This window comes from Clostridium oryzae (assembly GCF_002029235.1).
In the GTDB taxonomy this organism is placed as follows: domain Bacteria; phylum Bacillota; class Clostridia; order Clostridiales; family Clostridiaceae; genus Clostridium_AE; species Clostridium_AE oryzae.
Genome location: NZ_MZGV01000001.1, coordinates 295,405 through 308,243, shown reverse-complemented (window position 1 = coordinate 308,243; position 12,839 = coordinate 295,405). Strand labels below are relative to the sequence as shown.

General features: G+C 33.9%; 7 protein-coding genes. All 7 read right to left on the bottom strand.

Annotated elements, in window-relative coordinates; all coding sequences use genetic code 11:
* Positions 1-11 precede the first annotated feature (11 nt).
* The 7 genes from dltB to CLORY_RS01260 all read right to left on the bottom strand — a co-directional run bounded on the left by dltB (position 12) and on the right by CLORY_RS01260 (position 12,822).
* Positions 12-1,184, bottom strand: a complete 1,173-nt coding sequence (gene dltB / locus CLORY_RS01290) for a D-alanyl-lipoteichoic acid biosynthesis protein DltB (RefSeq protein ID WP_079421752.1) — start codon at positions 1,182-1,184, stop codon at positions 12-14.
* On the bottom strand, positions 1,181-2,701 hold the full coding sequence (dltA, locus tag CLORY_RS01285) for a D-alanine--poly(phosphoribitol) ligase subunit DltA (protein ID WP_079421751.1): 1,521 nt from the start codon (positions 2,699-2,701) through the stop codon (positions 1,181-1,183). Before dltA ends, dltB begins: the two co-directional genes overlap by 4 nt.
* 380 nt (positions 2,702-3,081) lie before the next feature.
* Entirely contained in the window at positions 3,082-6,204 is a 3,123-nt protein-coding gene (locus tag CLORY_RS01280; RefSeq protein ID WP_079421750.1) for a CBM35 domain-containing protein, read from the bottom strand.
* Positions 6,205-6,276: 72 nt separating this feature from the next.
* Positions 6,277-8,886, bottom strand: coding sequence for a glycoside hydrolase family 66 protein (locus CLORY_RS01275; RefSeq protein WP_079421749.1), 2,610 nt, complete (start codon positions 8,884-8,886; stop codon positions 6,277-6,279).
* Positions 8,887-9,279: 393 nt separating this feature from the next.
* The gene (locus CLORY_RS01270) at positions 9,280-10,968 is read right to left on the bottom strand and encodes a glycoside hydrolase family 66 protein (RefSeq protein WP_207652148.1); all 1,689 of its coding nucleotides are present in this window, start codon (positions 10,966-10,968) and stop codon (positions 9,280-9,282) included.
* Between the two features lie 43 nt (positions 10,969-11,011).
* On the bottom strand, positions 11,012-11,845 hold the full coding sequence (locus tag CLORY_RS01265; protein WP_079421748.1) for a carbohydrate ABC transporter permease: 834 nt from the start codon (positions 11,843-11,845) through the stop codon (positions 11,012-11,014).
* 14 nt (positions 11,846-11,859) lie between these two features.
* Complete coding sequence (locus tag CLORY_RS01260) at positions 11,860-12,822, bottom strand: carbohydrate ABC transporter permease (protein WP_079421747.1); 963 nt, start codon at positions 12,820-12,822, stop codon at positions 11,860-11,862.
* Between the last annotated feature and the right edge of the window lie 17 nt (positions 12,823-12,839).

The following is a 12,839-nucleotide window of genomic DNA, read 5'->3' as shown; positions in this document are numbered from 1 at the left end:
TAATTTCCTCCCTAATGTACTATTTTTGCCAAATGTAATAATTTTATAAACTTTCCAGAAAAAATTAAGAATCCAAACATGACAAGCTGCATTGTTATAAACCAAGATAAAAATTTATAGGATTTTTTGTCTTTATTTTCTTTGTAAAATTTTGATTTTTTCTGATAGCTCTCTGTTAATGCCAGTAAACATCCATGATATAATCCATAGAGTATATATGAGGCATTTAATCCATGCCACATACCCATAACCAGCATATTTATTATAAAGCCGATAGAAGCTCTATGCAGACGATTTTTAAACCATTTTTTCTTTACACACTTTATGATGAAACGTGAAAAAATGAAATCACGGAACCAGTAAGACAAACTAATGTGCCAACGATCCCAAAATTCTCTCATATCTAGGGACAAAAATGGTTTGTTAAAGTTATCTGGAGTTCTAACCCCTAAAATATAGCTCGTGCCTACAGCCATTAGACTGTACCCTGCAAAGTCAAAAAATAAATCTAATCCATAGGCATAAGTATATCCAACGACATAGTACCATGCCTTGAAGTCAGCACATATTCCCATAAGCTTGTAGAAACCAGCTGCTATAATAAATTTGTATATTAGCCCTAATAATATCTTGAAAACGCCATTTGCAAATAAATTTAAATATTCTTCACGGCTATATATCTTTACCCAATCCTCGTGAAACCTTCTGCTTCGATCAATTGGGCCAGAACTCAAGCTGGGAAAGTGTAATAAAAAGGCTGAAAATTCTACAATCGGAACCTCGGTAATGATTCCGTCATAAATCTCTATAATCATTTGTACGCTTTTAAAGGTCAGGTATGAGACACCTAAAAATTGAAAAATGTTCGTATGAATCAACGGATTAATTTTATCAAAAATAAGCGGCACAACACTTAAAAAAACTGTACAGTAGTATATATTTTCCTTACGCCCATATCTTTTACGTAAAATCAAATACAGCTTTACAAGAATTAACTGCAATACATAAAAAGTAAATAAATAAGCTAGCTGCCTATGGTCTTTCCCAAAAATCAAATAGATAAATAATATGGATATGGCCAAGGTATAAAGTCTTAATGATTTTTGTAGTATCCCTAATATAACTGCCGGAATCAGTAGCAGCACTAAACATAGATAAAATAAATGGCCTCCAAAAAATGTCATTGTGCTATTCCTCCGAGAAGCTTTCGATCAATCTTTCCATTTCCATTCATAGGCAATTGATCTAGAAATACAAATTTCTTAGGAATCATATATTCAGGAATGATTTCCTTAAGCTGTTCCTTCAAACTCAAAGAAGTTGCAAAAGCATCCTCGACCTTTTCTTTGTAAACAACATAGGCAGTCAAACTACTTATTTTACCATTTCGTGTATTAGGTACAACTGCTGCTCTTGTAATTGAATTTAATTTCAAAATGTTATTTTCAATATCCTCTACCTCAATACGATAACCATGCAATTTTATCTGTAAATCTATTCTTCCACAATAGTAAAGCATATCCCCTTCTAGGTATCCTTCATCACCTGTACGATATCCTCTAACTTTTTTATTAGCTATTTCTTTTATAAAAAATTTATTCTTAGTATTTTCAGGATTGTTATAATATCCAATACTGACTGTATTACCCAGAATAATAATTTCTCCTCTTTCACCCTCCTCTGCAGGCTCTCCATTTTCCCTTCTGATTTCTATAAATGTTCCAGGCTTAGCATGTCCAACAGGAAGAGGACTCTTAGTATCATTTAATTGAGTAGTGACGTGAACCTCAGTAACTGCAACCGTAGTTTCTGTTGGACCATAAGTGTTAATAATCTTTGCATTTGGAAATCTCTTTTGAAGCTTAGAAACGGTACTATTTGTTAAGGTTTCTCCACAAAAAAGAAAAGTTTCTAAATGAGGCATCAATTGTTCACCAAAGCTCTTCTCCAAAAGGCAAATTTCAGCAAATGAAGGCGTAGAAACCCATACAGCCGCATTTGATTCTTGTAGTGACTGCATTAGTAATTTATAATCGCTTTGTACGCCTTTAGATAAAGACCAAAGTGTTCCACGGCAAGCTAAACATGTATATAGATCCATAACAGATAAATCAAAAGAAAATGGTGCCTGATTCAAAAAACGCTTTCCAATTTTATCCTCTTTTTTTGTTCCAAGATTTATAGACCAATCTAAATAATTATTTAAACAGTTTGCAGTAATCTGCACACCTTTTGGCATTCCAGTACTTCCAGAAGTAAAAATAATGTAAAAAACATCCTCCCCATTCACCCATTTATCAGAGGAAATTGCTTTTGTTTGAGATTCAATAACCTCTTTAATTTCATTAAGTTCAACTATCCTCTGAAAATGACAATTTAACTTTTCTGTAGCTAATGCCAAAGGCGACTCCATTTGATTCAATATTGATTGTGTTCGAGAATCCGGTACAGAAGTGTCTACAGGGCAATAAGCACGTCCAGACTTTACACACGCCAGCATGCAAATAAGCATATAAACTGATTTATGTCCGTAAACTACTATAGGCGATTTGTTATTACCGCAAGTATCCTCAATATATGCTGCAAGATAATCAGAATACTTATCTAAATCATGGTAATTTATACTCTCCTTATCGGACCGCATTGCCTCAAAGCGAGGATGAGTAAGTGCATTGTTTTTAATTTTCTCAAGTATATTCATCTCATTTCCACCCTTCTATTGTATGTGAATCAGTAGTTTTACAGTCATCTATGTTCACATATCTTAAGTATTAGTATAATATGGTTTGTTTTACCTGAATCTACATATAATACGATAAATTACCTATTTGGTGTCTTAAAGTACACGAAGTTTTTACTTTATGCATAAACAATTATTGCAAAATCTCAGTTCAAATTTATCCACGATTGGAAAAAATCATAATTTCCTACGAAAAAGAAGATTACTTTTTAATTGTACTTGGTGAAAGCACGCTTTCATGAACATTTCCTAGAGACTAAAAAAGACTATGTTTGCCAAAACGACTAACATAGCCTCAAATGTTTTCCTAATACAGATATTTATACTTACCCTTACAGCTTTTATTCAAAATCTCCATAGAGCCAGGATTCGCTGTTTCCTGTTATCCTGTAATTTAATCTAACCATATCTTGATCCTTCCAGCTGCCGTTTATATATTTACTTAAATCTATGGTTATATGTCCCCAGGAATCATCTTTAGGAGAACCTATCTCTGATCTTGGAATAACAATTTCTATTCCGCCGGAAGCTGTATCCCATTGCGGTGCTATGACCGAAGTTATATTCTTGTTTAACTTCCAGCTTCCGTTATCTACTGAATACTTGCTATAACCAGTATCGGCATTTTTTCTTGTAAACATATATGCCATGTTTCTTCCAAGATCAGTTCCATATTGAGTAGCTGTTGTTGTTGCTGCAGTTTTTGCAAAATCCTCTACATAAGCAGAAACTTGGAATGAATCACTAGATGTTGTTGGTAAAGTTCCAGCAGCATTGTTTATTCTTATATAAATATTAGTATCATCATTTGATACATATACTTTTCTTATATCAGTTTGTGCATCATCTGCTACTCCATCATTTGATGGATCCACATAATATGGAATATACTTGTACTGGTTCCAGTCAGCATTAGCTCCATTAGTAACTTTTACTCCTTTGGAACAGCCTGCATTATACTCTGAGGAATACACTCTCATATCATAATTGTTCGAATATGCAAGACTTGCAAGGATAAAAGATGCTGCCGTAACCGGTTCTGCTGCTGTACTTACTAGTGGTGCTTCTGTTACATTACTTACAGCTTCACCTGTTACCATGAAGCCGGTGGCTGTTCTGTGCTTGAACCATTCAAGCATATCGTAAGCCTTTGAACCATTTCCTTTATAAGTTTGGTATATAGAATCCCACATTACCATTTGCGGCCAAGAAGGTGATGCTTCCAAAGCTTCATTTCCTGAAGGACTCCATTGAGAAGTATAATAGAAGGTATCATTAGGGTATCTTGGCAAACCATAGGTATCTACATTAAGATCTTTTTCTATCTTATTTATATGAGAAGCTGCTCTTGAAGAGTTGACATCTATATCTCCTAAAGCAAATAATATATTTGTTGAGGTATCTTCTAAAGTATTAACTGTGCCGTCTTTATTCACACATCTATCATAATATCCATTAGCTGCATTCCAAAGTCCCTTTGGTGAAGCTGTATCGTCTCTATTAATTGCAGTCATAATAGTACTTCCGGCACCATTGTAGCTGTCAGCTAAAGTACTGTTACCTTCTATTGAGGCAATTAGTGCAGCTGATTTAAGTCCCATTGCATATGAAGCTTGAGTATATGCATAATATTCATCATTATCTCCCTCTTCCCAAATACTCTTATCTGCAGGTCCGAAGCCTGTAGTTTGATCAATATTATTCATGATATAATTTGCCGAATTCTTAATTTCCTTGTATATACCATCTAAGAAAGTTTTGTTTCCAGTTGCCTTATAGTGTTTGTATGCCCCTATTAGGAAGAACCCTATTGCATCGTTTTCTGGCTCAACAAATTTAGCATTAGTATTGTCCCATAACCAGAAACAGGTATGGAAACTTCCATCTACATTTTGTCTTGCAGCCAGCCACTTCCAATAACGTTCACCTTCTGCAGTAAATCCAGCTGCATCTAGAGAAAGTGCTGTTACTGCTGAGTCTCTTGACCATATCTTATAACTATAGTTAAGTGAGTTAGTAGTTGCTGGCATTGCTCCATCGTCTGTAGTGCTTCCTGGTCTTATTGTATTCTTAATCATAACAAGATTTCTCTTGTAAACCGAAGTTAAATCTGCATCATTAAAGTTTGGTATATTCTTGCCGTCAAACCAGCTTGAATAGCTTGAAGAGGTATTATCAAACCAACTATCTCCCGATTGTGCTTTTGCTGTATCACAAATACTTTGTATATTGCTCAAGCTTGTACCTAAAGCTACATAAAAGTACACATTTTTGCTGCTTCCAGCTTCTACTGTAACCTTCTGATCAAAAGCTACAGAAATATCCTTTGCTGAAGCACTTGAATTATTCTTTAGAGATCCGCTTCCATCAAAGGTATACCAAGGAGAACAAGTTTGACTTGAAGTACTTGAATCTTCATCATTCGCAGCTTGATAGTAAGTTGGAGCAGTAAATGCACCTAATGCCAAATAAGGTTGTCCAGATGAACTCATGTTTACTATCAATGCGTTTCTTGAAGAATCATAGTTTGCAGACACATTATTTGAAGAGGTATTGTTTGGATGAAGCATATCCAATATACTATAGGTAATACTTGAAGTACCAGTATTCTTTAAGGTATATCTTGCTACTACAAAATTTTGATTTGGTACTGCAGCGTAATCTTTTGAAATTTCCATGTTATGTAGGTCAGATCCGTTATATTTTAAGAAATTATTATGCAAAACACCATTTTCATCGTAATAAGCTTCAGAATCAAAATTATGAGTTTGATCATATTTTTTATTGTTAGTTTCATCTCTGAAAAATCCTGTATAATCTTGTATCTGATTTACATTCCAATTTCCCGAATATCTAAGCTCAGAAAGTCTTGGACCTTTTGTGCTTGTGGCATCGTTATCACTAAGATTGCTAGCCTTCCATATAGCCATCATATCCTTCCAATTTGACATGTAAAGACTTCTGACAGATACGTTTTTTGGGGTAACAACAAGATTATCCAGATTAATAGCCCCATCCTTGCTATTATTTAAAGCAACTCTTACAGTATGAGTTCCTGAAGCTAGATTAGTTCCTACATCAGTTGTCTTCCAACTATCCCAGCTTCCTGTATCGCTGCAATATGCATTACTTATAAATTTTCCATCTACATAGATTTCTCTTACATTTGTACTATCTGTGTGATTACTGTATTTAAGTCTCAAAGTATAATCTTGAGTTTTATCAACCGAAATAGAGAAGTCAGCATAATCTCCAACATCCGTAAAACCATCAATAAAACCACTGCCTGAGTATCCTGGATGATTTGTATTCGTACTTACATTATGAAGCGAAGCACTTTCTGCTTCATAGGTAGTCTGAGGATAGGTCTGAGCCGAAATCTTTAAGTCAGAATTAAAAAACAAACTGAATGTAAAAATAAAAGCAAATGCACTAACGGCCTTCTTACTTATAAATTTTCTCATAATATAATCCTCCAATCAAAATTTATTTATTTTAGTAAATATAAACTAGCTCACTATTTAATTATTCTAGTATTACTTTACAGTTAAATTGTCCAGATTCACTCCGCCATTATCTGTTGAAGCATAATATATACATATAGTATGAACCCCTGCTGCTAAATTTACATTTAAACTAGCCTTGCTCCAGGTATCCCAATTCGATAAATTAGGCATATGAAGTATTCCCACATAGCTTCCATCCACATATACATGCCTTGTTGCTTCTGTTCCAGTACTGTTTCCATATCTAAAAATTAAAGAATGGTCACCTGCTGCATCGGCATTTATTTCCGTGGTTATTTCATCTCCCTTCTCTGCAAAGCCATCAATAAAACCAGTTCCAGTATATCCTGTATGATCTGTATTTGTAGTTACGCTAGTCTTTATAGCGTTTTCAGCTTCATATTGATCGTTATTTGGTGTATTTACTGCTCTCTTTATATAGATCATATCCCAGTAATCTAATGTTGGAACTGTGAAGGAAACATATTTTCCTATATTATCCGTACCTGTGGTATATTTTAGTGCAGTGCTTGTACCTTCGTTAAAGTCAGGTGAAGCTAAATATACATTAGAGATAGCCGTATCTGTTGGAAAATAGTATTTAACACTCAGATTGTTTTTAACTATTGGTGAGCTAGTACTATTCCTCCATTTACTGTCTGTTTCATTTGATAGATTAATAAGATGCAATATGTCATAATCTTTTGTCATTCTAGTCATATGCCATATGGAACCTTCAGTACCGTCACCGGATATTTTTTCACCGTTGATGTTAATATATTGATTGCCTTGATCCCCATAGTTTATGTTTTGGTCAAACAGCAGATTCTCATAAGCAGTTATGAACTTATAATTCTGCTTCATAGCAGCTTTTAGAGTTCCTGTCATAGCCTTACTTGTATTTGGATAATACTCATGAGGCAGCATGACAGTATCATCCTTGCCGGCACCTAATTCTATGTGGGTTGCCCCGCTTGCTTCAAATGCAGCATCAGCCAGTCTTACAGAATGTTCATCAAATTCTCCTAAGGTAAGAGAATCCAAATTAATTGCACCTGTATCTCCACTATCATAGGAAATTTTTATAGTATGATTTCCTTTTGTTAAATTTACATTTAGATTTGCATCATATACAAACTTATCCCAGGTGCCCTGTGGGTGAAACTGAACTTGTCCTACCTTATTGCCGTCAATATATATGGTTCTTGTAGCATTGTCTAAATTGTCTCCATATTGGAATACTAAGGGATAATTCATGGTTTCGTTTACATTTACAGTGAATTGAACATAATCACCCTGCTGTGCAAAATTTTGCAGGAAGCCGCTTCCACTATAACCAGAATGGTTAACAGCAATATCTACTCCATTAAAGGAAGCGTTTTCAGCTTCATACTTAGGGCCTAAATTTTCATTGTAATTCATATATGCTGCTAAAACCGCAGCTTTTTTATTACTATTGCTTCTCAGCTGTTCAACATAATTTCTTATGTCATTATAGTTATTTGATTTCCACCATATTTCACTAAAGTTAAAGTCTGTATCAGCATTTTTACTTACATCATCTAAAGCCCATCCATTAGTTGTACCATCAACTATATTAAAATCTAAATAGCTCTTTAATGAGTTGTTACTGTTTAGCTGACGTTTTACAGAATTAATTAAACTTGAAAAAGATGTACCTAAATCATAGCTCTTTCCGTTATAATCATATATTCCATCTCTTTGTCCCATCTGATCCATTTGTATACCATCAAAACCTGCAGTATTAACAACATCCTTATAGATATTCCCTATATAGTTTTGCCAGCTTGTATTTGAAGGCGCAAAAAGCCACAAATATTTACCATTATTAAAGTTTACATTAAGCTGGCTTTGGTGGCTGGTATCCTGAAACAGCCCCCAGGAAGGATTTACCCCATAGTCTGTATAACCCTCTCTTGCAGCATAAGACATCATGTAAGCCATTGCTTTTCCATTGTTATTGTGAACTGCCTTTATATAGTTTTGAATTGTGCTATAAGATATATTCCTGCTAAATAAATCTGTCCAGCTGGAATCAGGATTTACTCCATCACTCTTCTTGATAGGTACTTCATGCCTCCACATCCAGTCATAAAATTGAAAAGCATTAATATTATAGTCTTGAGATAAAGTATTTATCTGTTTTGTTGTGTTACTTTGAGTTATATTACTATCAAAATCAGGTATATAGCCATATCTCGGAAATTTAGTCCAGTTACTTGATACATCTACAGCACCTGTCTTATAATCTCCGCTTTCAGTGTAAACCTTTACAATATAGCCTTGATAGTCTGTACTAGGTGCAGTCCATTGAAAGCTTTTAGTGACGCTTTGCCCATTATTCAGAGTAATGCTTTGACTAGTAGTATATACAGAAATTTCATTATGAGCAATTTCCATATACAAAGTACCTGTAAAGTTTGTTCCACTCGTATTACTTAAGTCTGCATAGATTGTAACCTTATCACCAGGATTATATCTAGACTTATCCATATAAACCTTGTTTACATAAGAACTTGCTGCATATACTTTTTCTATATTATTCCCGTGATAAATACTCAGGACTAATATTAAGGAAAAAAGTATAGTTAAAAATTTAGATTTTCTAATTTTTAACATTTTTCGCTCCTCCTCATAAATATTTGAGTTCTAGCACTTATGTAAGGCTAGTAATACTACTGTGCCTCTCTTCTCAAGAAAGTTTACATTACAATAATCAGCGCTATTTTTGCCATCCCCTCCTTCCTAATTTTCTAATTTTCAATAGACCGATCACCTCTGTATTTTAATCCAAAATAAAAATTAGTTACTTCAAAGTTTTTTACAATCCAAATTAGAAGTGAACATCTATATAACCTGCTAAAACCAATTTATTCAATGTTATATATCTCCATATACCCTTTAACATAATAGATATACTCTGAATTCATGTGGTTTTAGCAAAATGTTATCTATTAATAACTTCAGGTCTTTTTTGATTTTCAGACTTAAAACTGATTATTATCAATACAGCTAGTAAGCTATATATACTAGATCCCATACATTAAGTTCGGGTACTGTAAATCTGAGCTCGTTTCCTTGATCACCTTCAACATAACTAAAATTTAATTCTACAGTTTTTCTTTCCTCTAAATCTGGAGAAGCTAGATACACACCCTTTACATCATTACAGGTGATCACTGAAATCTCTATGCCCTCTATCTTTGATGGAAGCTCTTCCTTTGGTTCATTCCAGTTCATGTTTTTAATACCTTTAAAGTTTACCAGGTTAATAATCTTAAATCCTGGCTTTTCCTTTATTAAAGACCAAATTTTATCTGCCTCTATTTTAGGTGAAGCTTGTACCGCTTTGATCATGTATTCTCCATTTATTCCACCTGTATTAACCATACTAGTATCTAGTATGTCAAAATCAAAAAGAAGTTCTTCATATTTGACAATAAAATCATAGTAGTTCCTAAGTTTTTTAATAAATTCTTCATTTTCTATAGTTCTATACTTTGGATAATAAGAATCATCGAGCACTCCTCTATTTTCACCTAAAAGCAGCTGAAATCCGCCACTGGCAAAGATAGTTGCTAAAGTTAACAAAGTAGCATTTTCAGCCTGCTCTAAAGGTATATTTAATTCTTCCAGGAAGGGTCTCATATATGCGGCTAGGATAACCTGCTTCTCTGAAGCATACTTTTTTGCATTTGTAATGAGATTATACAAATCCTGGTAAGTATCATTGGGCGGCCATACCTCTATATAAACTGCATCTTCCTCAGATCTCGCCACAGTTTCAACTGGCCAGTTATTTACCGCATTGAAGATTAAGCTAACTTTTTCTCCTTTTTCTTCTATATAGCTTTTGGTATCATTAATTAAATTGGGGAAATCCTCTCTAAGATTTCTTATGGCTCTTTTCCCCTCTATACTGCTAATAGCTTCTTTGGGATATCCATACTGGTCCATATGAATTCCATCAAACCCAAGCTTTATAACCTTGTAAAACTCACTAATTATATGGTCATGCCACTTATTTTCTCTAGATATATCCATAATGTAAAGAAAATCACCAAAGCCAAATATATCTCCGTTATTCTTGTAAATGCCTAAATCTTTGTTCTTATTATAGTACTCAGATGCTGAAGCATAAACTGCGCCATAAGCAATAGCCTCCATACCATATTTATGAGCTAAATTAATCTTATCTTTTACTGTTGAAAAGCTTAACTCTCTTTGCAGAGGGTCTATGAATATGTCTGATTTGGGTATTAAATCATGATGTCTATACATCCAATCATAATATTGGACTACATTTAAATGAAATTTATTCATTTCTTTCAAGTCATCCTTATCATACAGATCATCTTCATAGAAATCAGCCAAAAACCCATACCTAGGTGCATACTTCCAAGAAGGTAAAATATCAAAAGCCGTACTCATCGTCTGTAGCACTTTATCCACATGATGAAGTTCAACTTCAACACCATAGCCTGAAAGCGAGTTTTCAGGATTATTTACGTCAAATTCAAATATAACTTTTTTATCTTTATTCGATAAGAATATATCTATCGTACGAATTTGCTCATGAAGCTTATATACATTACATCTAAGCATATCAGGTTCAACTTCACCTTCTAATTCTACAATTATCTCTATTTTTTCTCCGTTTTTAAATTGAGCTTTTGCTGGATATATATCTTTAATAATCAATGCTAATACCCCCTATAATTTCATTATTTGCAACACTATCGAATTAACCTTTTACAGCTCCTTCACTTCCACCTGACTTTATAAACTGCTTATTAAATATGATAAAAATAACTATTACAGGTATTAAAACCAATATGGCAGCAGCAAATATAATTCCCCACTGAGTTGCTTTTCCGTTTTGAAGAAGCTTTATCGCAATAGGAAGGGTTCTCTTTGACTGAGTTTTAATAACTGTAAGTGCTGTAAACACTTCCATCCAGGTTCCCGAAAATGATCCTATAGCCATAGTGGCTATAGCCGGCTTTGAAAGCGGCAATATTATATTTCTATATATAGTCCACTTGTTACCGCCATCCATTATCACAGACTCTTCTAGCTCTCTAGGGATTGTCTCAAAGAAGCCTTTTAGAAAGAAGGTATTTCCTGCTATTCCGCCGCTAACATATAGAAGCAGCAAACCAATATAAGTATCAACTAAGTGCAGTCCTTGCAAGATAGTAAATTGTGATACTAAAGCAAGAATAGCCGGCATCATAAGCGAGAATATATAAATATTAAAAATTATCTTCTTGCCTGGAAAATTAAGCCTTGCAAAACCATAACCAGACAATGATGATATAAATATAGTTAATACAGTATTTGCTACGGTTACAAATACACTGTTTAAAAAGTATCTTGAAAAACTTTCACCTTTCCAGACATTAATATAGTTACCTAAGTAAAACTGCTTAGGAATTATTTGCGGCTTTGAAGGCATAACATAAGTACTTGGTGTTAATGAGGTGCTTATCATATTTAGAAATGGCAATATTGCAAATATAACCATTACTATAAGTATCAAATGCAAAAACACTTGTTTGACTCTACTTCTAACCATGTTCTCCGCCTCCTTTAAAACTGAATTTCTACGTCTTTAGTTATTTTTCTTTGTACAGTAGAAATAATTATTAAAATTACTGACATTATTAAACTTAGTGCTGCTGCATATCCAAAATCAAAGCTTGAGAAAGCCTTATTGTACATATAATCTAGAAGTACATCGGTTTTTCCCATTGGTCCGCCTCCTGTAACGAGCATTACCTGAAGCATTATATTAAATGCCCCTATTATAAGGTTAATTATTATAAAATAAGTTCTAGATGCAAGAAGCGGCAAAGTAATCTTCCACATTTGCTGTCTTTTACTAGCTCCATCTACATCCGCAGCTTCATATATATCTTTAGGAAGGTCTTGAATAGCTGCGGTGTACATAATCATTACCCAGCCAATGCCCTTCCATATACAAAGTGCCCAGATTACTATATTTCCTGTCCACTCATTTTGAAGCCAAGACACCGGCTGACTTATGAAGTGTAAGCTTAAAAGTATAGAGTTTACTAAAGCCCCTCGAGTATCTTGAAAAATATACTTAAATAATATTGCAACTACTATCCAATCTGAAATAACCGGAATATATAATAAAAATCTATACAGCACCTTACCTTTTGAAAGTGATTCGATGATAATTGCTATAATCATTCCTAAAAACCACTGAAAAGGGACAGTTACAATTACTGCCAGCAATGTATTCCTAAGTGATAAATAAAATTTCTGGCTTTCGTTTATTGCTCCTCCAGGGAAGAATGCTTTCTTAAAGTTTGCCAATCCTATAAAAGTGCTTGGCTTGTCAGGATTAACACTATAATTCATAAAAGCCATCATAATATTCTTTATCAATGGATATGCTATAAAAATCAAGAAGAGTAAAAAACCAACTCCTACAAATGCCCATCCTTCTAATGCTTCTCTTCTTTTTTTATTAAGTTTATATTTTTTACCTCTATGAGGTGAAACAGTTACTGCGATATTTTTCAAGTACTTCACTCCCCCTT

Coding starts and splice junctions, on each gene's coding strand:
- CLORY_RS01280 (WP_079421750.1), bottom strand. CDS start 6,204: ATGAGAAAATTTATAAGTAAGAAGGCCGTTAGTGCATTTGCTTTTATT.
- CLORY_RS01265 (WP_079421748.1), bottom strand. CDS start 11,845: ATGGTTAGAAGTAGAGTCAAACAAGTGTTTTTGCATTTGATACTTATA.
- dltA (WP_079421751.1), bottom strand. CDS start 2,701: ATGAATATACTTGAGAAAATTAAAAACAATGCACTTACTCATCCTCGC.
- dltB (WP_079421752.1), bottom strand. CDS start 1,184: ATGACATTTTTTGGAGGCCATTTATTTTATCTATGTTTAGTGCTGCTA.
- CLORY_RS01275 (WP_079421749.1), bottom strand. CDS start 8,886: ATGTTAAAAATTAGAAAATCTAAATTTTTAACTATACTTTTTTCCTTA.